Origin of the sequence: Marinilabilia sp., assembly GCF_016278715.1 — a bacterium.
Classification (GTDB): Bacteria; Bacteroidota; Bacteroidia; order Bacteroidales; family Marinilabiliaceae; genus Marinilabilia.
Genome location: NZ_JADQBH010000155.1, coordinates 1 through 23,763, shown reverse-complemented (window position 1 = coordinate 23,763; position 23,763 = coordinate 1). Strand labels below are relative to the sequence as shown.

The following is a 23,763-nucleotide window of genomic DNA, read 5'->3' as shown; positions in this document are numbered from 1 at the left end:
AAAGTCGACAAAATTTAAAATCACACAATATGACCCCGGATTTGACTTAACCTAATCATTAGTCCGTTACAAAAAGCTTAAACGCAAAGACGCAAAGCTTTTATTATGCGTGAATTGCGGCTTGCCTGCGCTTCCTTGCAACAAATTGACTGTCAGTCATTTGTGAATAATTAAAACAGCATTACCAATCACGGCTGCTCAAAAAAGTCCCACGTTGCATGTGAATACCATATTTTACTCATCTCTGAATCAACATTATTCCCAGAATCAACAAAGCAATGCCCGCCACCCGGCTTAAAGAGATAGCGTGAATACTCACCCCGAAAAAGCCGAAATGATCAATGATTGCTGCAATAATCAACTGCCCGGCAATAGATGCAGCCAACATGGTGGTCACACCAATTTGAGGGATAAGTAGCACAACCGAAGTGACAAACATAGCCCCAATAACACCGCCAAGAAATAGATACCAGGGAATGGACTTCATATCAGAGAAAGAAGGAATGGAGGTACGCAAAACCAGATTCAGCAGGAGCAAAACAATGGTTCCAACCAGGAAATTGGTCAAAGAAGCCTGTAACGGGTGTTTTAAAAAAGAGGAGAGTTGAGCATTGATACTTCCCTGGATCGACAGAAATCCGCCAATAATCAATGCAGCAATAATGAGAATGTATTTAGTCATGCGATATCAATTTCGGCGCAAGTTACGCAGGATCGCGCTTTTCAACAAATATCACTGCTTGGTAAATACAGACATCCGATTATCGAAATTTAGATAATACTCCCCACGCTCAAGCCCCTGAACACTTATGGTATCATCATAACCTTTAAAAACAATCCGTCCGTAAATGTCATAAATTTCATACAAGGTAGGTTCCGAAAAAACCAAGTTGTTTTCTACCTTCATGGAGGCAAGAGATACTTCAGGTTTATTTTTTGCCACAACCACTTCGGGCGACAACTGCCTTTTACGGTTATGGTCGCTTTGCCTTACACGAAAACGATTTTCTCCGGAATGCATTCTGACAGGGAGGCTGTATTGGTGCGTCCCAGGGACACCTTTTCCTGCCACTTCTCCCACCTGAACCCATTTGTTCCAACGGTACTGCTCTACAATATAGGGCAACGAACCGGCCTCGTGGTTGGTTTTCCAGATAATTTGATCATTTTTAACGGCTATATCTATGGTTTTAAAAGAGGCACGAGGGGCCAATACTTCCGGGTTAATAACAACAGGCTCACAACCTTCTTTGAACTTTATCAAAACATGCACGGATTCGCCTATAGCAAAACGGAAAACAGAAAGATCAATTTCAAAGGAATTGGAGTTAATTTCATCGGTGGTTGTACGTCCATTCACCATTACCTCAAAAACACAAAACCCGACACCTGATTCGGCGTAAGGATTCTGAACATAGAGATTATCTCCCTGATAAGAGCCGTTAATTTCAATTTCACCGGCAAAAACAGAGCTTGTGAGTATGCAAAACAAAAAAATCCAAAGAAATCTCATAGGATTTGGGGATGTGGTTTTAACCTAAATAATTTAGTTTCAAAACCTGTTAACAAATTCAGTATTGCAATTTAAATATTTAACACTCCATCTGCAAAATATGTCCCCCTCCAAACCCAACTTTTACGCTTTTGCACGTTTTTTTTTGACCAACAGCATTTTTTACTCAACCGGATCGTGCCAGTCTCCATGTTCTTTAATGAGCTGAACCAATTCGTTTACGGCCTCCGATTCAGGAATGTTTTTCCTTATCAGCTCCCTGTTTCGAAACAGTGAAATTTTTCCGGGGCCTGCCCCTACATAGCCATAATCGGCATCAGCCATTTCTCCAATACCGTTGACAATACATCCCATAACGGCAATTTTCAATCCTTTCAGATGTCCTGTTTGTTTTCTGACATCAGCAGTAGTAGCTTGTAAATCAAACAAAGTGCGCCCGCAGCCGGGGCACGAGATATATTCCGTTTTGGAAAAACGCACCCTGGTGGCCTGAAGAATACCAAAACTGGTTGACAGTAGCAGGGAAACCGGTTGCACACTTCCGGAAATACTGATTCCGTCTCCAAAACCATCTAGAAACAAAAGACCAGTGTCAGCTGCTGCTTCGAGTTGGAAATTTTCATCTGAAACCTGATGATAATTTCGTGAAACAATCACCGGATGAGTCAACGATGCATTTTGCATAGCCATAAAAAAGGCTCTCATTTCCGCTGTCGGATTCTTGTGACCAGACTCCAGCAATAAAACCACATCTTGTTTGCTTTCCAACCTGGCTGCAATTTCCGACGTAAAATCAGCATAGGAACAACTCACAAGAGCCGGCCCCTGCCAGGCTTCCCATTTTTCATCAATTTCAAAAAGAGGAAAAACACTGGATGAATATTTAATTTTTGCCTGATTGGGAACAACCTTCGTAACATTGCCCCAATTCCCGGGAAGCCGATCCAGTTCAGAACTGTTGCAAATTACCACATCCGGAATCTCATCACCAATGTTTTCAGGAATTCTCCCTCGCAGGTCTGCAATAACAGCGGCGGGTTGGTCACCTCCAATATTCAACACCTCATGAGATACTCTTTTACGGTATTCAAAAGGGCTGTAATGATTTGTCGCGATATTCTTAATGGCGCCATGACCTTCCCTTTTACTAAAAATTTCAACCAATTTTGCAGCAACAGGAATTTCATTTTCGGGAGGTTCGGTAAGGGAAACACGGATGGTGTCCCCAATGCCGTCGGCCAGCAAAGCACCTATCCCGGCTGCCGATTTCAGCCGGCCATCTTCACCACTGCCAGCTTCAGTAACCCCCAGATGCAAAGGAAACTGCATCTCTTCCTGCTTCATTGCAGCAACCAGAAGACGAACCGTATGAACCATCACCCGGGTATTGCTTGATTTAATACTGAGAACAATATCTTTAAATCCTTCCTCCCTGCAAATTCGCAGATATTCCATACACGATTCCACCATTCCCTGTGGCGTATCTCCGAATTTTGACATCATCCTATCCGAAAGGCTTCCGTGGTTGGTTCCTATTCGGATAGCCGTATTATTTTGGCGACACAATTTCAAAAACGGAACCAACTTCTCCCTTATCTGACGAAGTCCCTCCTCATCCTCATCACTTCCTGCCTTTACCTCTTTAAACTCTTTGGCACCTCCGGTAAAATTACCGGGATTGATACGGACTTTCTCAATGAGCGTAGCCGCTACTTCTGCTGCCGCCGGATTAAAGTGCACGTCAGCAACCAATGGAACCTTGCAATTCCTTTTCTCTAAACCTTGTTTAATCGGTCCCAGGTTTGTTGCTTCCCGACGCCCCTGTGTCGTAATACGAACCAGTTCTCCTCCGGCATCTGCAATTTTCAACGCCTGTTCAACCGTAGCGTCCGTATCTAACGTATTGGTGGTTGTCATTGACTGAATTCTGACCGGGGCATCTCCGCCAATAATAATATTTCCCACCCTTACAGGATCAGTTTTCAGTCGGCTATACCGGAAATAAGAATCACAAAAAATCAGCTGGTCGTTCATATTCTCTTTTTTGGTGGAACCAAAATTAATAACTTTGAAGCAAACAAGGAGAAAAATGTCAATAACCGTATCAGGAGTTACGAAATATTTTGGAAAACAAAAGGCCCTCAACAATGTCAGTTTTGACATCCCGGCCGGCCAGGTTGTAGGTTTTTTAGGCCCAAACGGAGCCGGCAAATCCACCATGATGAAGATAATTACCGGATACCTTCCGGCATCGTCAGGTAGTGTGGATATTTCGGGAATTCCCATTGATGGCAACAATCTGGAACTACGAAAGAAAGTTGGCTATCTGCCGGAGCACAACCCACTTTATCAGGATATGTATATTGAGGAATATCTGAAATTTGTAGCAGAAATATACAAACTGCCCGATAACAAAAACCGCATTGCCGAAATCATCGAGACTACAGGACTCACACCCGAAAGACATAAGAAGATCGGCTCATTATCAAAGGGATACCGCCAACGCGTAGGACTGGCCCAGGCATTGCTCCCCGATCCTGAAGTATTAATATTGGATGAGCCCACCACCGGCCTTGACCCCAATCAAATTGTCGAAGTTCGCAACCTGATTACAAAGCTGGGCGAAGCAAAAACCATTCTTCTTTCAACCCACATCATGCAGGAAGTTCAAGCCATTTGCGAAAGGGTCATCATCATAAACAATGGAGTAATTGTGGCCGATGAAGCAGCCTCGGAACTCGAAAAAGGATTTGAAAATAAACTTTCCAGGGTATTTGTAGAGTACGACGGAAACCTTGCCCCGGAAAAAATAAATGCCATTGAGGGCGTTAAATCCGTATCCCAACAGAACCATGGTTATCTGGTTTCTGTAAAGACTGGGTTTGACGTGCGACCTTCATTATTCAGGCTGGCAGTAGATAACAACCTGATCATTCTTACCCTGTCGGTGGAAAAGGAATCTCTGGAAGATTTGTTTCATACGCTTACTGCCTGAAAAACCGGATTCAGGGCGCCAGTTGAGCTAATTCCCAGCTACCATCCCGCTGACAGCTGTAAACAAAACGCTGATGCATCCGGTTGGGACGCCCCTGCCAAAACTCAACTTGGTGGGGAATAATCAGATATCCGCCCCAGTGCGGTGGACGAGGAACCTCTCCCCCCTGAAATTTTTGCTCAAATTCCTGGAACCGTTTCACCAACAACCCGTCATCGCTTATTTTCTCACTCTGAGGAGATGCCCATGCTCCAATCCGACTTTCACGGGGGCGGGAAGCAAAATAATTGTCTGATGCCACGGCCGGCAACTTAACAACTCTGCCTTCCCATCTCACCTGTCTTTCCAAAACCGGCCAGAAAAAATTGGCCGACACTTTAGGATTATTAGCCAGCTGGCACCCTTTGGAACTATTGTAATTGGTAAAAAAAGAGATGCCTTTGTCCGAAACATCTTTCAGTAGCACAATGCGTTGCGTTGGCTGCCCGGTAGCATCAACCGTTGCCAGAGACATAGCGGTGGGCTCAGTATCCTCTGCAGCAATGGCCTCTTCCAGCCAGTTCTTAAACTGCCGAAAAGGAGCAGATTCAAGATCATCTCGATGCAGTCGGTTACGTTCGTAATTATTGCGGATATCGGAATATTTGCTGTGCAAAACAGAGATGTTTTTTCAATTAAATTACCAAAAAACAAGGTCGAGCCGCGATATCTTGCGACCCGACCAAAATCCTGAATCAATTCGTTTTAAAATCAAATTTTACAGCGGCCAAGTCCTCATTGGCTTTTGCAATTTTTAGCGAGAGACTGTCTTTGTATTCGCTCACAGTTTTAAAAACTTTCTCGTCTCCAGTACCAAGAATTTGAGCAGCCAGAATTCCTGCGTTCTGAGCACCATCCAGACCAACAGTTGCAACCGGAATCCCGGGAGGCATCTGCAAAATTGAAAGGATAGAATCCCAACCATCTATAGAGATAGACGCTTTAATGGGCACCCCGACCACTGGAATTGGCGTAAGTGCAGCGATGACACCTGGCAAATGCGCTGCCCCACCAGCACCTGCAATGATTACTCTAATACCCCGATCGTATGCTTCACGCGCAAAAGTCATCACCTGATCCGGAGTCCGGTGAGCGGACAAAGCATTTATCTCAAAAGGAATCTGAAAATCGTTCAAAACTTTGGCAGCTTTTTCCATCACTCCCAGATCGGAAGTACTGCCCATAATAATACTAACTTTAGGCTTCATAATGTATCGCGTTTTATTTAATTTTCAACAGTTCAGCAAGGTTTCACAAAAAACTCCCAATCATCATTTATATCTGAGGCATATATGCTTTTAAAAACAGGAAGCCAAAACATAAAGAATTATTTGTTTGGCATTAATAAAAACGATAATTTAAAGCAGCGTTTTTGGCATTAGAGATTGCTTCGGGCATGGTACTCACAATGACAGAACCTCCGGTTGACAAAGAAGAGGTTAGCCTTATTAAAAACAATTTGTCTGACTAATCCGCGCTTAATACTCTCACATTAACCGTTTGGCAATACCACTAACCTGAAAAAAAGACTCACATTGCTTATATGCTTTATCTGGGTTAACACTTCCTGTTATCTTATGCTGCTTATGTGGTTCAAACACTTTTATCAAACAAAACTACAAACTTTAACCATATTAAAACTGTAAAGAGGTAACATAAATGTCCTTCGTCTGTTCATTTTTTATATTTTTGCACTTTAAAAACAGTTAAAGAGATATCCCCTGATGAAGCGCATTCAACTTTTAGACAAAGAATTTACCCTTTCCATACCTGCCAGCGACATAAAAAAAGCCCTCTGGGAGATGGCCGAGAAAATGAACAAAGAATTACGGGATAAAAATCCTCTAATGATATGTATTTTGAATGGCTCATTTATGTTCTCTTCCGACCTCATGAAGTTGATCGATTTCCCTTGTGAAATCAGCTTCGTCAAACTATCATCTTATGATGGAATGGGTAGTACCGGAAAAGTTAAGCACCTAATCGGCTTAAACGAAGAGATAGAAGGCCGCACGGTCGTTTTGCTTGAAGACATCGTAGATACAGGGGTAACCATCGAAAACCTGATGAAACAACTTGAATCGCAGAAACCGAAAGATGTCAGAGTTGCCACCCTGCTATTTAAGCCCGAAGCTTGCAAGAAAGATGTGAAACTTGATTATGTGGGAATGGAAATTCCCAATGAGTTTATCGTGGGATATGGCTTGGATTATGATGGGTACGGACGGAATCTTCCGGATATATATACCGTAACAGACTAAAACTGTCCTTATGCTAAATGTTGTAATTTTTGGCCCTCCGGGTTCGGGAAAGGGCACCCAGAGCCAAAAAATAATTGAAAAGTACGGACTTACTCACATCTCAACGGGTGAAATTCTCCGTAAAGAGATTAATGAAGGAAGCGAACTGGGGAAACTTGCTAAGTCACTAATAGACAACGGACAGCTAATCCCGGACGAAACCATTACCGAAATCCTGAAAAAGAAGCTAAACACCCTCCGGAACTCCAAAGGAGTAATTTTTGACGGGTTTCCACGCACTTATAAGCAGGCAGTCGCATTAAAGAAGATCCTCAACAAGGAAGGGCGGGATGTGAACATCATGCTCAATCTGGAGGTGGACAATAACGAATTGATAGATCGGCTTCTTAAAAGAGGGCAAATTTCAGGTCGTTCGGATGACAATCTGGAAACCATAAAAAAACGGATCAAAGTGTATGAAGCCCGAACAGCACCGGTAATTGACTTCTACAAATCGGAGGGTACTTATCGACCCATAAAAGGGACAGGAAACATTGAGGATATTTTCGGACGTATTGCTGATGCTCTTGACGCCATTGTGTAATTATCGTAAGTGATTATGCAGAAATAGTTTTATTCTTAATCGTCAACCAATTTCATTACAATCCATAAAAAATATCAAATCCCTTATTTTATCCCGCTATTTTGTTTGCTGAAAAATAAATTCTTTCAGAATACTGTTGATTTCTGAATGCAGACGATTACTTTTGTAAAGTATATCACTAATATTCCACACCATGTCGGGTTCCAATTTTGTTGATTATGTAAAGATTTTTTGTCGCTCCGGGAAAGGTGGCCCCGGATCGAGACATCTCAGGCGCGAAAAATTCATTGCAAAGGGCGGACCCGACGGGGGGGACGGTGGCCGGGGCGGACATATCATTATCCGCGGAAACCGGAATACCTGGACACTGCTTCACCTTAAATTCCAGCGACACATCTTTGCCGGACACGGTGGATCCGGGGGACGACAAACCTCCACCGGAGCCGACGGTGAAGACAAGTATATTGAGGTGCCTTTGGGAACCGTTGTTAAAGATGGTGAAACAGGAGAAACCCTCTTCGAAATTACCGAACACAACGAAGAACGCATTCTGGTAAAAGGAGGACGTGGAGACAGGGAAACAACCACTTCAAGTCCGCCACCAACCAAACTCCCCGCTATGCCCAGCCCGGAGAACCGGAAACTGAGCTGTCGGCAATTCTTGAATTAAAAGTGTTAGCCGATGTGGGTCTGGTAGGCTTCCCAAACGCAGGAAAATCAACGCTCCTATCGGTGGTAAGTGCCGCAAAGCCCGAAATTGCCAATTTCCCGTTTACCACCCTTGTGCCAAACCTTGGAATTGTGGAATACCGCAATCACCGCTCTTTCGTGATGGCCGATATTCCGGGAATAATTGAAGGAGCCCATGAAGGCAAAGGTCTCGGTCTGCGTTTTCTGCGACATATAGAGCGCAACTCCATTCTGCTCTTTATGGTACCGGCCGACAGTGACAATATTCATCAGGAATATAAAGTTCTGCTCAACGAACTCAGACAATACAACCCGGAACTTCTGGATAAGCAACGCCTGCTTGCAATTACAAAATCAGATATGGCGGATGAAGAACTGCAGTCAGAGATAAAGTCAGACTTACCTGACATCCCCTTTGTGTTTATCTCCTCGGTAGCACAGAAAGGGATAACTGAACTTAAAGATATGATTTGGAATGTATTGGAGGCATCGAATAAGGGGTAACTCATTTTTGAAACTTCCTGCCATAATCTGGCACATCGGTTTATTCACTCATCAGATGCCTCAATACAAGATTTTCTTTTAACTTTTTCCTGTCCAGGTTGGTTTTTATCAGGATTTTACGAGTATCCCCCGGTAAGAGGTCAAAACAATTATCCGAAAAAAACACCTCTTCACCGGCAACGGACAGCATCAGGTTTTTGACCAGAACCTTCGATTTCAGCACCACCTCCATTTCATCCTCACTCCTTTCCTGCAAAGAAACCCCAATCTTTGGATTCCTGGATAAACGCATCTCTTTGGGACTTGAGAAGAAGTAGCTGGCATAAACGGGAGCTCGTCCATTTCCCTCAAGCACCAGATGCAAAAAAGTTTCTTTGCCCGAAGCATTTTTCATCAACTTTTCAAAAGGAACCTCCAACACCCGGTTGCTGGTATTGGGATTCACATCTACACGATATTGCCGAGAATTGACTTTTTTCCCGGAAAACCCAACCACTTCAAGTCTCAGGGTGCCCGAGAACGCATTCTGAAGGTCTGATACGAGGTAAACAACCAGCTCGCCTTCCTCCTTTACCGGAGCTATCAATACAGGCTCAAAGGCTCTGCGAACGGCATAATGGAGTGCTTTCCATTTTCGGTAGTAATCAGTACTGGCCCAGGAAGCTACCGGCCAGCAATCATTTAGCTGCCAGTAGAGCGACCCCATGCAACGGGGCATATTTCTTCGATGGGCTTCAATTCCGCGTTTTATACCTTCAGCCTGCAGCACCTGACTCATGTAAAGAAACTGCTCAAAGCCTTGAGGCACCCGATAATCCCGTTCCATATACTCCTTGATCCTCAGATTTCCGATTCCGCTCCGTTGATGGGCCGCCATCACGTCCGATTCAATGTCCAGATCGGAAGGAACGGTATATTTCTTTACGGATTCCAATTCAGGAAACGACTGGAAGCCGTATTCGCTCATGAACCGGCCCACATTTTCATCAAAACCGGAAAAGGGATGCAACCCATGCCAGACGCCCCAATAATGTTGATCTCCTGAGGTAAGCGTTTGTTCGTCGGCATATTCTGAAACATCATACCCCGCCTGGGGCGACGAAGGCCAGTAATCAATGCCTCCCCCGTATTGAGCAACCACATCAGGTAAAATAGAATGAAACAGGTCATCATAAGCCTTATTGATAATTTTACGATCCTCCCCATCATACATGGCTTTCCACCCCAAAGGATCTTTATCGCCATGCCAGGCCCACATCGAGTGGATTTCATTGTTGCCACACCACAATGCCATGGATGGATGATTTCTAAGCCTTACCACATTTTCCACCGCCTCCTGACGCACATTATCTAAAAATTCATCATTCCCTGGAAACATGCTGCAGGCAAACATAAAATCCTGCCATACCATAATTCCCATCTCGTCGCAAAGATCATAAAAAATATCATTTTCATAAATGCCGCCTCCCCAGACACGAATCATATTCATGTTGGCGGCAGCTGCATCACCAATAACCTTACGATAATCGTCTTCGGAAACACGAGGCAGAAAAACATCGTTGGGAATATAGTTGGCCCCCTTGGCAAATACGCTGCGGCCATTTAATTCAAAGAAGAAAGATTCTCCGTAATTATCCGGCTCACGAACCAGTTTAATCTCGCGCAGACCTGTTCTTACCTCATGAACCTTTTCTTGTCCATTCTCATCCGAAATGGTAACACGGAAATGGTACATCGCAGGATTTCCCTGTCCATTGCACCACCAAAGGCGGGGATTATTAATTGTTACAGGAATAATAATCTTCTGATTTCCTTCGTCAACATGAATGACCCTGGGCACTAAAGCGAACTCTCCCGACAATTCCTCAATAAGAAATGAATAATTATGAGCTTTGATATTCTGAAGTTCGATATGAAATTCCAGGTCAGCCAAATCAGGTGAAATCTGCTTCTGATAAACAAACACATCACGAATATCAAACCGATCCCATGCGTTGATTGCAACAGGTCGCCAAATTCCGGAGGTCACAAATCTCGGACCCCAGTCCCAACCGTAATGATAACCTGCCTTACGCGTAAACATACTCACCTTGTTGGGCCCCAAGCCTCCGTTTTCGCTCTGGTCGTTTGCAGCCGGCAGACGCAACCCATAGCTTTTCTGCTCAGATAATCCTTTACGTACAGGTGATTGAAAATAAATATGTAAATGATTCTCCCCTTCCACAACGAACCTCCTGACGTTAATCGACCAATGGCGGAACATATTGTCCGTCTTCAAAATCATGTGTCCATTGAGAAACACGAAAGCATAAGTGTCTATCCCATAAAAAAACAGTTCAACAACCTCACGAGAAACCACTTCCGCATCAACTTTAAAACGGTTCCGGTACTCCCAGTCCACTTTGTCAATCCATTGCTGGTCGCGTTCGTTGGTTCGATAAAAGGGATCCTCAATGAGTCCCTGAGCCAGCAAATCGGTATGTACAGTCCCGGGAACGGAAGCAGGCCGCCACTCATTGAGTGCGGCCTGCGAAAATTCCCAGTTGGTATCTAATTTAACATTGAACATAAAGTGAATTGTAATACAACTCGTTGTTAGGGAAATAAGTTCCTGACATTGATCCTATGCTAACCTGAAAACCATTAAAGCTTAACCCGGGTTATTGACCCGGAGATATTCAAGTTTGCCCCCTACGGCGACGAACCAAATCTGTCGTTGACGCCCTATGTCTCAACCTTTTGAGATGGTCACTCGCAATAACATTTTGACTTGAAGCCTTTTGCCGTTCATGGCGAGTGCAGCATAGCTATTTTCTTAAATTTCCCGGTTAGCCGTAATTCTTTATACAAATATATAAAATCCATATTATGAAACCATTAAGAGCACTTCAACCTAATGTTTATAATTCTATTCTTCAGCAGCCCTCCTTTTTTCCAGCTCAGCAATGATTTCATCCATCTTATTGTCGCTTAACTTATAAAAAATCATGATTCCACCGGAAATAAGAGCTGCCAATCCCGGTACAAAACTCATCATATATTTGATACCCTGTATGGTTTCGGGCGACTGAGCAACATTCGCCTCAAATCCAAAAAATGCCAACAACCAGAGGGTGATGGAACCTCCAAGAGTCCATCCCAGCTTTTGAGACATACTGGAAGCAGAAAAAACCAGTCCTGTTGCACGACGGCCAGTTTTATACTGCGAATAATCAGCAGCATCGGCGTACATCGACCACATGAGCGGGAAAATAATACCTGCACAGAAACTAATCAGTGCCTGCAACAGATAGATGAAAAAATAATTTTCACGGTCGCAGAAATAAAAAGCCACACTCAACACAGCAGCCATAAACATAGCATACATAAAGGTTTTTCTTTTCCCGATACGTGCCGAAACCGGTTTGGCCATGATTACTCCCAGCATATTGGTAGCCTGACCAAGAAAAAGGTATACCGTGCTGTAAGCGAATGTAGCAGAAAAAACAGACATGGCTGTTTCGTCCACCACATAATATTTAAAATAATACATGGCCACCCCGTCACGCACAGAATTAAAAATCAGGGTCATTACTCCAGCTCCAAGAATCACAAACCACGGGATGTTCCCTAAAAGATTCTTAAAGTCTTCTTTAAGGCTGCTCTCCTGATTTTTCGGCGGCTTGATACGCTCACGGGTCCATGAAAACGTCATCAGAAAGAAACCTATGGCAATTATGCCAATTACAGTCATGGTTAGCTGATAAGAAATATCTACGCCAACATTGACGATATTATTAAAAAAATCAACAGTTGGCTGAAAAATAGCCACCACCAGCAAGCTACCGCCAAAAGCAAAGACCATTCGATAAGAAGCAAAGCTCGTTCTTTCATCAGACTTCGCAGTCATCACGCCGAGCAAGCTGGCATAAGGTACATTAATGGCGGTGTAGGCCATCATCATGAGTGTATAACTAACGTAGGCATATACAATTTTCCCGTTAACGCTCAATTCCGGGGTGGTGAAAAGCAATATTCCAATAATGGCAAACGGTGCGGCAATCCATAAAAGATAGGGCCGGAATTTTCCCCATCGGGTATTGGTCCGGTCACCAATGATTCCCATTATGGGGTCGTTGGCGGTGTCCCAGATGCGGGTGACAAGAAACATGGTTCCGGCAGCAGCAGCAGGAATACCAAATACATCGGTGTAGAAAATGGCCAGATAAAAGGTAAAGATTTTCCAGTACATTGATGATGCGGCATCACCAAATCCGTAACCAATTTTCTCTTTGAGCGTTACTAAAGTTGAACTCATTTGTTTAGTTGGTTTTTGTTAGTATTTTGTTATTAAACCATATAAGGCATTTAAGACCCGAAAAAAGGAAACCTCCTTGGATTTCTGCATCTATTCAGTCCTATAAAGTATCGAATATTTAGATTCATAACTGACTAAGGACTGAATCAATTACAGAGCGCTTTTCAATTCGTTCAATACTCTCAATAAGTGCACGGGTGTTGTGGTAAGGGCACTTCCAGAATCCTGCTTTCACTTCATTGGGCCTTGGATTTCCACTATCCTCAATAATTCCAAACCATCCACCCTGTTCATAGTCGATAACGTGGGTTTTGATATAGCCCCATATTTTCAGAAACACTTCAAAATATTTTTCATCGCCAGAATGTCCGTAAGCATCCAGCAGTCCAACAAGTGCTTCACTCTGCACCCACCAATGACGGTCGGAATGTAATTCCCCTGTATCAAGGTCGTATTCATACCAAACAGAATTATCATCAGCAACACCCTCACGCAAAACAGATTGCACCATTTTAAGTGTTTTCTTTCGGGCTTCCTTGAGCAATACCGAATCTTCCACCAGTTCTGCTGCCTCATTAATAAGCCACGCACCTTCGATGTCATGACCGTAAGAAACCATATTACTCTGAACCGTCCAGTCCACATCAAAAAAGAGATGAAAATGACCCGTTTCATTGTTCAGAATCTTATCCAGAAAGACCCGGACAAGAGATTTCATTCGCTCACGCAATTTATCGTTTTTCCAAACCCGGTAAAGATTAGAATAGGGTTCCAGAATATGCAGATGGGTATTCATGCTTTTAGGACTGTTGGCATCTTTTGCACTCAGGCGCATGTCATCCATGTGTTGCCAGTTGGCCGACAATGCCTCAAGGTACCCACCATGTTCGGGGTCATAGCTGAACTGCTCAATGAGCTCGAACAACTTAACAGCATAGTCAAGACTTTCCTGCTTGCCGGTAGCTTTAAAATACTCGGAAAAAGCGTAAATGCCAAAGCCCTGCCCATAAATCTGTTTCCTGTCGTTGGAAACGTTCCCTAGATGATCGACAGCCCAAACCAGGCCTCCGTTCTCTTTGTCCCAAAAATAATTGATAAGAAATTGATAGGCACGATGCGCCAATTTCAGATACTTTTCATCTTTTAGAAAATTGTAAGCCACTGAAAAAGACCAAAGAATCCGGGCATTTAAGACCAATCCTTTTTCGGCAGCGGAAACCATTTTCCCGGAAGCATCCACCTCGCCGGCAAATCCCCCAAACTCCTCATCCACCGTATGTGTTGACCAAAATTCAAGGACATTCTTTAGTTCCCGGTGCAGTTCGGAAGTTAACTGATTATTTTTTACCATTTCTTCTAATTTAGATTCATCACAATAATGCCTGCCTATTAGACACTTACAAAAGACCATACTAGAAAAACAAACAAAAATACCTGACTGTTACGATCCACTTTGGGGGTCGATTCTCATGCAAACATCCCATCTATAAATATTTTAACCACTTTGGGGTCATCTCTTTATATTTGAGGAAACAGAGCCTGAAGGTCTCTTATGTTTATAGCTTTTGCAAAATATAAAATATCGACGCTGAAGGTGTCGTATGCTATTGTGTTTGTTAAAAATCTCTTTTATAAATAAAACAGACCGTTAGATTTTTAGATACAAGAATTAAATCAACACGTATGGTGTTAAAAATCTGCATTTTAACACAGCCTAACTTTTAGATATAAACATCTGATTCGGAGATTTTTGCAAGAAAACACCAACTTCTGTCCCGAAGAAAAATCGGAACAGACTGTTATTCTCGTTTTTGAAACAGACATCCCGGAGTAACCGTTGTTTAAGGTCCAAAAAGTGGTGCATCTGTTTCGGCTCTGCCGCCTTGCTTGAAAGAATTCACCACACCTGACTACTCATTAAATTACCTTTATTGTCTTTACCCTTGCGAAAAAGATTTGTTTCGGTCAATCAGAGAATTGATATTCTGAACCGAACCGGCACTAAAAAACTGGTCATGTGGTGAATTCACACAATAATCCACAAGCTGGTCAATAGTTGAGGTAGCCACATGCATTCGGGTGTCGGAGGATGCGTAATAAATAAACACTTTTCCATCCTCATCCGCAATCCATCCGTTAGCAAACAACACATTGGACACATCGCCTACCCGTTCCCCATCCTGCGGCCCCATAAAATGCCCCACAGGTTTGTGGGTAACTATCCAGGGTTTCTCCAGGTCGGTCATAAACATGTACAAAGTGTATCGAAGTCCTGCAGCAGTGTTACGAACACCATGGGCCAACTGCAACCACCCTTTGTCGGTACGAATTGGAGCAGGACCCAGGCCGTTTTTCACCTCATAAATGGTATGATAGCGTTTTCCATCCACAATCACTTCCTCTTTCACTTCAGCATGCTCAATGTCATCTGCCAGTCCAAAACCGATACCTCCGCCCTTCCCGGTGTCAATAAATCCATCCTGTGGACGAGTATAAAAGGCGTATTTACCATCAACCAGATGCGGAAACAAAACCACATTGCGCTGCTGACCGGAAGTGGAAATCAAGTCAGGCAAACGTTCCCATTCTATCAGGTCTTTAGTGCGGGCAATTCCTGCGGCAGCAAGGGCGCTGCTGGTATCTCCATCTGCGGCATTGGGATCTTTGCGTTCGGTACAAAAAACACCGTACACATATCCGTCATCATGCCTTGTCAGCCGCATGTCGTAAACATTGGTATCCGGGTTGTCAGTCTGGGGCAATGTGATGGGCCTGTCCCAAAAACGAAAATTGTCGACTCCATTGGGACTTTCGGCAATGGCGAAAAATGATTTCCGATCGTTGCCTTCCGTGCGAACGGCCAAAACATACTTTCCGTTCCATTTAATTGCCCCGGCATTAAATGCAGCATTGAAACCAATGCGTTCCATAAAACGGGGATTGGTTTCGGGATTCATATCGAATCGCCAATGCAAAGGTACATGCTCGCGGGTCAGGACAGGATTCTTATATCTGTTGAAAATACCGTTGGTGCTGAATACTTCCTTATTGGGTTGAGCCAGCAACTCCTCATGATCTTTGCAAATACGCTCAACTCTTTCATCAAATAAGCTCATATTTCTCTAAAATAATATTGTTAGGAAATCAATTATTTCTTTTTAAAATTGTTCCAGTCTTCCAAAAGCCAAATTTTTCCATTGGCTGTGAAGGCTTTAAAGTTTTCCTGAGAACTATGCCCCGGATAACTGGTAAAAAAATGAGTGGAATCGGCGTTTCTCCACAGCATTACATAAGCGATCCCGGAAGCCAATTCACTGTTGAGGAACGAAGGCCCCAATTTCTCCGTAAACCATTTATCGTCGGTGACAGTGTTCAGCCCGGATTCAGTGAAAGCGGCAATCTTTTCCGTTTTATTCGCATAACTCACAACTATTTCCAGCTTTTTAGTGGCAGCCTCAACCTTCACCGATCCTTTCCTGAAATCACCGTAATTATCCATCCCAATAACATCCACAATATCATCTCCGGGATACCAGGTAAGGTATTCTTCTTCGGAACTGAACCTGTTATCGGGCGAATAAGCAGTCAGGAAGTCCAGCCCCTTTTCATTTTTGAGGTACTCCACTGTAAAACGGAAGAGAGTTTTAAACTCTTGGGGGGTGCAAAGTTTACTTCCCCACCAAAACCATCCACCGTCCATCTCGTGCCAGGGCCGGAAAATAAAAGGTGCTTGCTGCCCCTCGTTGGTTTTAAGAGATGAGAAAAATGCGGCGACCCTATCCAGCTGCTGTTTAAAAGCCTCATGATGGCTGCCTCCAGGAATGATGTGCTTCACCACCCTGGCATCGTTATCCCAGGAACTTTTGGTTGTATCCACTGCGCTGTATGGATGCCAGCTAAAAGTAATGACTGCTCCCATCTCATGTCCTTTGATGACAAACTCACGCATCTTATTGAAGGGGACACTGTCCAGGTTCAAAGAGTGCCCCAACTCAATACCACCCAGTTCCCACCCAAAAAGAGCAGGATAATCGCCGGCAGTCTCTTTTGTATCCGATCGTCCTTCTTCGTAGGCCCAGGTAACTCCATAAGCCAGATCGTCCTGATGTCCGTAAAGCACTCCGTTGGTTCCAACCGATTTAAGTTGTTTATATAATTCCGCAACAGGGCTCATTTCTGAGTCAGAAGCCTGTTGAAAACCACAGGAAAACAGAAAAATCCCGATCATACCTGACAAAACTATTCTCTTCATGTATTTAATATTTAATGTTCACAAAAACGTTGGCTTCCATGGGTCTTTTTTCAACTGCCAGAAAGGAAAAATGAGAACCAAAATACCTCATTATTGTCATATAGACTTTGCAAGAAAACACCAACTACTGAGTTATTCTCGTTTTTGAATCAGTCATTTACGAAAAATAAAACAGTACAGGAGTAAATGCCCTTGAATTGATTACAATGTTACTCTGTCGATGACTACAGCCGTTGGTTTTGTCGTAGGATCCTTTCTATTTCAAAGGAACCAACCTCAGCATCACCACATCGTGGGAAGGAACGGTAGCTTTAAAAACCTTTTTGGTCTTACCTACAATCTGTTTCTTCCAGAGATCACGTATGGAGTAGGTGACCTCAGCAAAAGAAGCCTCTAAACCAAAAATTTCATCTCTTACCATCTCGTAACCCCAGTCAAAATTTACCTCAGCCGGTTTTTCTCCTCTGTTAAAAAAACAAACGGCCCATTCGTCGTTGTTCAAAGGCTTAAACCAGGTTTCAAGGCTGTCCACACTGCTGTACTTAAAGCCCTGAATCCCCAGCGAATCCTGGTCAACAGCAATCACCTCATCGTTGGTAAGAATCCCAATGGTTTCAGGTGACATATCACGCAAGTCATTGCCAGCAATCAAAGGTGCTGCCAGCATGGCCCACATAGAAAAATGGGCACGGTCTTCATTTACAGGCATTCCATTACCCACTTCCAGCATATCGGGGTCGTTCCAATGTCCAGGGCCGGCATATTTCCTTAGTCCGTCCTGCATGTCAATAATACGAGTTACTCCCCATGAAAAATAACCCCCATGGTCGTGTTTACAATCCCAGCAATTGAAAATATCCCCGGTAGTTCGCCACATGTGCCCAATGTCCTCAGCCCATTCCCAGGGTTGATTGTCACCCCACTCACACATGCTAAACACAATGGGTCGACCAGCTTTGTGCAATGCATCGCGCATGGTACTGTAAGCGCCAATTGGATTAACATTTTCTGTGTTGCACCAGTCGTATTTCAGATAATCGATTCCCCATTCTGCATATTGAAGAGCATCCTGGTACTCGTAACCCCGGCTTCCCGGATATCCGGCACAAGTAGCGGTTCCGGCATCAGAGTAAATACCCAGTTTCAGACCTTTGGAATGAACATAGTCGGCCAAAGCTTTCATTCCATTGGGAAACTTTGTGGAATCGGGATAAATAAACCCCAGACTATCGCGGCCTCCATGCCAACAGTCATCAATAACGACGTATTCATAACCAGCATCTTTCATTCCGCTCTCAACCATTCCGTCGGCTATCTCACGAATCATCTCTTCATTTACGTCACACGCAAATTTATTCCAGCTGTTCCACCCCATGGGAGGAGTAAGAGCCAACTCTTCAAATTTCTGGGCTTGAACGCCAATTCCCAAAAATAAACCAATGCCTAGAAGCAGGATATTTTTATTTGTCATACCAAAAATTTTTAAAACGGATACTATTCATTAACTCTCAGCAAAATACAGGAATTTAACATTCATCTACAAGTAGAATTCATTCAGATATTTGTACAATCACGGCATTAGTACGCTAGTGACAAAACCGGAAGTTAGTGCATCTGCTCCTACGGCTCTCCCATCAACACCTATAAAAATTTAATATTCAACCACATGGAAATAAAATAGCCCCAAACCAAGCATGAAAACATTTGTTTGGGGCCATAAAAACAACCAATACTATTTTTAACTAGTCTTTGCAAGAAAACACCAACTACTGCGTTATTCTCGTTTTTGGCGCTTTCTTATCAAAGACTAAAAAACCTTAGTTTTCTTGCTGGCACTAACTAACAGTGCGTTATTTAATCCATTATTACTTTAACTCCGGCAATTCATCCCTTGTAATTACTGCCTCAAGGGCAAATGCATCCTCCCACCAGGCTATATCGGCGTGCATGTGTGATGTTTCATCAAACGCTGCCGACTCAGGATCCAGTGTCCGGTCATAATCGTACCAGGGCATAAAATAGGACCAAAGGGCTCCACTATTCCATTGCTCAGAAATGGGAGCCACACTGCCATTTTCACTCAGGGTAACAATTTTATCGGGATAAGAAGCCTGAATATTTTCAAATTGCCCGGCGATATTTACTCCACTTTGGTTGTTATAAATATCACGCCCCACGATATCTACATATTCATCACCGGGGTAAAACGGGTCGTCTTTTGTTTGCGTGGTCCAAACCCAGATAAGGTTGTTCAGGCCCTGTTGTTCGAAATACTCAAACATATAAATCCACAGGTTTCGATAAGCCTCAGCACCACCGGTTCCCCACCAGAACCATGCAGTTCCATCGTTGTATTCATAAATATTACCCGCAGCCTCATGAAGGGGGCGCCAAACCATGGGAATATTCTTTTCCTGAAGAAGCTTCAGATATCCGGCCATTTCTTCAAGGTCGGTTTTCACAAAATCATTTTCCCAGGTGCCTTCAACCGTGGCATTGGCCGCATTGAAAGTTGTTTCTGAAGGTTTATAAGTCATTGTTGTAGCTCCTTCGCCTGTGGGAACCAACCAGTGCCAGGAAGAACTCACTATTCCACCGGCACTCCACCAATCTTCCACCACCTGAGTGTCCGAATAGTCAATCCAGTTGGCAGGAGATGAGGCCAGGTGAATATAATCGAACGTTGCCATTGCAGGATATTTCCCGGTATGTTGAAAAACCCATTGAGCTTCATTCACATTCCAGTTAACATTGGCCATGGCGCCGGAAATAATTTTTGAACCGAAACTATCTTTAAGATAGTTATAGACATTAACTGCTTCCGGGGAAGGATTAATCACAACCAGATTGGGACTAATTTCAACCGGCTCAGGCTCCACCTCGGTGGAGAAACTAAATTCCACACCACTTTCGAGGAGAACCCCCTTTGTGTTTATTACGGCACCGGGAGGAACCCTAACCGAATAATCGGTTTCTTTCTCAAGGTTCAAATTGATTAGTAATTTTGTTAGTTGTGCGGTCGCATCAGCAGACTGACCGTTAACCGTAACACCATGATTATCTGCCAGCGTCACCACTTCGTCGAAGGTAACGGACACTTCTGAGGAAATAACAACTCCTTCTGCTCCATCAGCAGGAGTGGAAGAGACAAATAACGGCGGCACTTTGGGCCCGTCAGAATCATCTGAACACCCTGCAACAACAAACACTGCAACCAACCACAACCAAAAATAACGCGTCTTATTCATACATAAAAGTTTAAATTCTTAAGCCCACTCATTCTTCAAAACTCCCAAATCCTCCATTGTAACCAATGGTAAAGGGATATCGCGTGACGGTTATAACAACCGTTCCCTGAAAATCTCAAAAATACGGGAACAACAAGCAAGGTGTTTATAACCGGTTCATACTCGATTCATCTCTGTTGAAAAAAGAAACGGTCGCTGCATTTTGCAGGACCGCTTCTAAAAAATCTCAATAGAAGACCTGCCTCAACAATAAAAATAGGTTTACTATAGTTAATGCCTCCCGGTCAGGTTTCTGTTTCAATCGGTTAACCTTATTTCAATTCTATTTTGGTAACGGTAGCAAAAGCTCCCTGAATAATAACCCCGGAAGATTGCATCTCAGCAAGTATTGCTTCATCAATCGTGAATTCACAACCTGTATCTCCAGCGGCAAGGGATGCAATTTCTATATCGCCCCAACCACCGTCTTTAAGCGCAATCTGCCAATAGTCGGAAGACGCATCCAGATCTTTTACAGTCACTGCCAGGGTCATTCCCACCTGTGCATTGGCAAACAATGCTGCGCCCAGTTGAACATTACCTGACCAGTTTCCAAGAACTTCTTCGCCTTCCCATAATGTTTCACCAGCAGAAGACTCATTAAAGGTAAGAATTGAAACTTGCGAAATAACCAGACCTTCTCCCTGAACAATTATAGCAGTTTCACTCCAACCGTCGCTGGTCGTCAGAATATTATCCAAAAACTCCTGAGTCAGTTCCATTTCATAGGAGGTTTGCGTCGGGTCGGTAATTTCAACTGTGGTATAGGAACCCCAGTTAGCATTATTAATTTGCAATTGATTGTAATCAGATGCAGTAAAATAAAACTTGAGAATTGAACCTGCAGGTACTCCCTGGAAGGACGGTTTATAGAGGCGGAAAGCGCCACCATCTGCTTCTCCTGTCCATGAACCAAGGTCACGAACTTCGTTCATAATCACCGTCTCAATAGGACCAGAACCAATTACATTCAAGGTGTAGGTAATCTCACCGTTCGACGAGACCAAAGTAACATCGGTATCACCACTGGCATCACTGGGAACAAGGAAAAGCAGTGTGCTACCTTGCAGGATGAATTGGCTGGAAAATCCATTTACCTTTACACCGGTCAAAACGTCTCCATTAAGAACCTCCACTGTAACAACCTCACCGGCATTAATCTCCACTTCAGGTCCGGGAAGGTCGGGGATGTATGAAAATTCAGGAGCATCCACCGTCAGTGACTGCGTTGTCTCAATCTCAGCCCCATTTTTCGCAATCATAGTAATGGCTCCTGATTCTGATCCTATGGGAACAAAAACCTGAATCTCGGTAGGTGACTGACTTTCTATTTCGCCTTCGATACCACCGGCAAATACAATTCCGGCCACCAGATCCAGATTTTCACCAGTAAGCGTAAGTGTACTATTGGGCGATATTGCAGCTGGATTCAGAGAGGTAACAGATGGTTCGGTAAAAGAAATTCCATCCGACCAAACAACCTCTTTTCCGGCTAGTGTTTTAAAAGTAACCGCTCCGGACAGACCCAGTTCAGGAGTAACCACTACCAACTGAGTAGCAGTTCCACCCTCAGCAATCTCTCCTTCGGCATCACCGGTGAAAACAACATTCGAAATCAAATCAAGATTTTCTCCTGATACAGTTATCTCTTCACCGTTTCTGAGCATGGCAGGTGTAATTCCTGTAATGGTTGGAACCACCATTTCAATGCCGGTAGCAGAGGTAATCTCAAGGCCTGAGCCAGGTACAATAACAACAGCCCCGTCTTGCGATGCCGCAGGAACAACAACAACGATTTCAGACTCGGTCTGACTGACAAAGTCATCGCTTTCAACTATCTGTTCCCCTTCAAATTTAACCGAACGTACTATATCAAGATTTGAACCTGTAATAGTCAATTCCTCTCCGGCCTTCACGGGATTTGGAGCAATTCCATCTTCAGCAAAAGCAGGTAATACAACTTCAAGTTCTCCTTCGGTGTACACAATATTTGGTTCCTCAGCACCATCAGACACGCCAATAATACCGGTCTGTGCACCATCCGGCACAACCACCTGTATCTCTTTTCGGCTTTGAGCCTCAAAGCTAACAGTGTCAACTGCAACCACACGGTCGGTAAATATAATCTCCTTAACAAGATTCAGGTAATCACCCTTAATCGTAAGAATCCCACCGGGCTTTACAGAAACGGGAGAAAACTCATCAATAGAAATCGGCTCTGAAAAACCAATCGGAGTTTTAGTGGTAATATCTCCTTCTGAAGTTTTTAATACCACCAAACCCTCAACAGCTGTTTGAGGCACGGTAACAGAGATCATATCAGTAGATCTGTTGGTAAAATCGGAGGCGGCTATTTCAATTCCATTAGGAATAACAACAGCACTTACTTTGTCGAGATTGTTACCAATAAATCGTAGTTCACCTCCTCTGGCTACCGGCATAGGCCCATAACTCAGGAGTTCTACTTTGCTTCCATTCTCATCATCGTCGTCCTCGCACGATGTGAAAAGCATTCCGGCTCCTAGCACAAACAGCATTAACATACTGAAAGTGTGCCGTATATATTGCTTATATTTTGTTTGCATAATAAAAATTTTAACGGTTGATCAACTATCTGGGAACTACACGAACATTATCAATGGCAATAAAAATATCCTGCTCGAGATCCTCTATCAGTGCCGGTCCCCAGACAAAGAATGTGAAACCTGCAAAATCGCCGGGATATTCAAGAGAAAGATTGTTTAGCGAAGCATCATGTGAGAACCGAAATTCACTCATTGGAATGCTAACAGTAATCCAGCCATCAGTAATGAACTCTTCGCCGTTTTCATGCCATGGGCGCCACAATGCACGACCAAGACTAAGGTCACTGTAATACCCGTTCTGCCCGGTTACGGATTCATCGGTAAAAATACACTGCAAAAAGCCAACAGCCCATGGGTTTACCACATTTGCCTCGAATTTAAGGGCCATATCTTCAAGATTATTGTCCCCCAATTCAAACAGTGGATTATTCTGTAAAGGATTGGTAATATTCGCAGCCCAAAGGTTCATTGCCAGGTTGTCCTCAACCCATCCCCAGTCACCAATCCTGCCGGTAAGTGCCAGGTATTGACCAGATACACCAGCGGGTTCAGTTTCCTGAGTCACACCAGCACGCCATCCGGCACCGGTTTTCTCATCAAAGTCAAGAAAGACATTACGGTCATCGCGGAAATAAAATGATGAACGGGTAGAACCATACATCGACTTAACGGTAACAGGTCCAACGCCTACGCCTTCAGGAACAACCACCCGGATTTCATCCACATCATAGCTTTCTATTTCAGCAGGAATATTTCC

At 43.7% G+C, this 23,763-nt stretch carries 19 protein-coding genes; 5 read left to right on the top strand and 14 right to left on the bottom strand.

Translation table 11 applies throughout. From position 1 onward, the window contains the following. Positions 1–238: 238 nt before the first annotated feature. The 3 genes from QZZ43_RS09990 to ispG form a co-directional block, all read right to left on the bottom strand. Complete coding sequence (locus QZZ43_RS09990) at positions 239–682, bottom strand: DMT family transporter (protein WP_291858495.1); 444 nt, start codon at positions 680–682, stop codon at positions 239–241. 51 nt (positions 683–733) lie between these two features. Continuing rightward, positions 734–1,513: a hypothetical protein gene (locus QZZ43_RS09985; RefSeq protein WP_291858493.1), complete on the bottom strand. Its 780-nt coding sequence runs from the start codon at positions 1,511–1,513 to the stop codon at positions 734–736. Positions 1,514–1,675: 162 nt separating this feature from the next. Further along, positions 1,676–3,547 carry a (E)-4-hydroxy-3-methylbut-2-enyl-diphosphate synthase gene (gene ispG / locus QZZ43_RS09980; protein WP_291858489.1) on the bottom strand — a complete coding sequence of 624 codons (1,872 nt, stop codon included), beginning with the start codon at positions 3,545–3,547 and terminating at the stop codon, positions 1,676–1,678. Positions 3,548–3,602: 55 nt separating this feature from the next. Between ispG and gldA the strand changes: the two genes are divergently transcribed. Then, on the top strand, positions 3,603–4,508 hold the full coding sequence (gldA, locus tag QZZ43_RS09975; RefSeq protein ID WP_291858486.1) for a gliding motility-associated ABC transporter ATP-binding subunit GldA: 906 nt from the start codon (positions 3,603–3,605) through the stop codon (positions 4,506–4,508). A 10-nt stretch (positions 4,509–4,518) separates the two neighbouring features. Here gldA and pdxH read toward each other — a convergent pair whose 3' ends face one another. After that, positions 4,519–5,163, bottom strand: a complete 645-nt coding sequence (gene pdxH, locus QZZ43_RS09970) for a pyridoxamine 5'-phosphate oxidase (protein WP_291858483.1) — start codon at positions 5,161–5,163, stop codon at positions 4,519–4,521. A 79-nt stretch (positions 5,164–5,242) separates the two neighbouring features. Then, positions 5,243–5,755 (bottom strand): 5-(carboxyamino)imidazole ribonucleotide mutase, encoded by a 513-nt coding sequence (gene purE, locus QZZ43_RS09965; RefSeq protein ID WP_291858481.1) that lies wholly within the window; start codon positions 5,753–5,755, stop codon positions 5,243–5,245. Between the two features lie 516 nt (positions 5,756–6,271). On the opposite strand from purE, the gene hpt reads away from it, so the two are divergent. The 4 genes from hpt (at position 6,272) to QZZ43_RS09945 (ending at position 8,585) form a co-directional block, all read left to right on the top strand. Next, positions 6,272–6,808, top strand: coding sequence for a hypoxanthine phosphoribosyltransferase (gene hpt / locus QZZ43_RS09960; RefSeq protein WP_291858478.1), 537 nt, complete (start codon positions 6,272–6,274; stop codon positions 6,806–6,808). Positions 6,809–6,818: 10 nt separating this feature from the next. After that, on the top strand, positions 6,819–7,391 hold the full coding sequence (locus tag QZZ43_RS09955) for an adenylate kinase (protein ID WP_291858475.1): 573 nt from the start codon (positions 6,819–6,821) through the stop codon (positions 7,389–7,391). Between the two features lie 193 nt (positions 7,392–7,584). Next, positions 7,585–8,061 carry a hypothetical protein gene (locus tag QZZ43_RS09950; protein ID WP_291858472.1) on the top strand — a complete coding sequence of 159 codons (477 nt, stop codon included), beginning with the start codon at positions 7,585–7,587 and terminating at the stop codon, positions 8,059–8,061. A gap of 2 nt (positions 8,062–8,063) precedes the next feature. After that, entirely contained in the window at positions 8,064–8,585 is a 522-nt protein-coding gene (locus tag QZZ43_RS09945; protein ID WP_291858470.1) for a GTPase, read from the top strand. Positions 8,586–8,625: 40 nt separating this feature from the next. Here QZZ43_RS09945 and QZZ43_RS09940 read toward each other — a convergent pair whose 3' ends face one another. From QZZ43_RS09940 to QZZ43_RS09900, 9 genes are all read right to left on the bottom strand, one after another. Then, positions 8,626–11,154: a glycoside hydrolase family 2 protein gene (locus tag QZZ43_RS09940; RefSeq protein ID WP_291858468.1), complete on the bottom strand. Its 2,529-nt coding sequence runs from the start codon at positions 11,152–11,154 to the stop codon at positions 8,626–8,628. Between the two features lie 339 nt (positions 11,155–11,493). Continuing rightward, entirely contained in the window at positions 11,494–12,882 is a 1,389-nt protein-coding gene (locus QZZ43_RS09935; RefSeq protein ID WP_291858466.1) for an MFS transporter, read from the bottom strand. Between the two features lie 124 nt (positions 12,883–13,006). Next, positions 13,007–14,233 carry an AGE family epimerase/isomerase gene (locus tag QZZ43_RS09930; protein ID WP_291858464.1) on the bottom strand — a complete coding sequence of 409 codons (1,227 nt, stop codon included), beginning with the start codon at positions 14,231–14,233 and terminating at the stop codon, positions 13,007–13,009. A 586-nt stretch (positions 14,234–14,819) separates the two neighbouring features. Further along, a complete protein-coding gene (locus QZZ43_RS09925) occupies positions 14,820–15,998 on the bottom strand; it encodes a glycosidase (RefSeq protein ID WP_291858462.1) in 1,179 nt (392 codons plus the stop codon). 32 nt (positions 15,999–16,030) lie between these two features. Further along, complete coding sequence (locus QZZ43_RS09920; protein ID WP_291858460.1) at positions 16,031–17,134, bottom strand: glycoside hydrolase family 26 protein; 1,104 nt, start codon at positions 17,132–17,134, stop codon at positions 16,031–16,033. A 256-nt stretch (positions 17,135–17,390) separates the two neighbouring features. After that, on the bottom strand, positions 17,391–18,605 hold the full coding sequence (locus tag QZZ43_RS09915; RefSeq protein WP_291858459.1) for a glycoside hydrolase family 27 protein: 1,215 nt from the start codon (positions 18,603–18,605) through the stop codon (positions 17,391–17,393). A 394-nt stretch (positions 18,606–18,999) separates the two neighbouring features. Continuing rightward, the gene (locus QZZ43_RS09910) at positions 19,000–20,382 is read right to left on the bottom strand and encodes a glycosyl hydrolase (RefSeq protein ID WP_291858457.1); all 1,383 of its coding nucleotides are present in this window, start codon (positions 20,380–20,382) and stop codon (positions 19,000–19,002) included. 311 nt (positions 20,383–20,693) lie between these two features. Further along, a complete protein-coding gene (locus QZZ43_RS09905; protein ID WP_291858455.1) occupies positions 20,694–23,006 on the bottom strand; it encodes an IPT/TIG domain-containing protein in 2,313 nt (770 codons plus the stop codon). Positions 23,007–23,031: 25 nt separating this feature from the next. After that, a partial coding sequence (locus QZZ43_RS09900; protein WP_291858453.1) for a glycan-binding surface protein occupies positions 23,032–23,763 on the bottom strand: 732 nt, incomplete at its 5' end.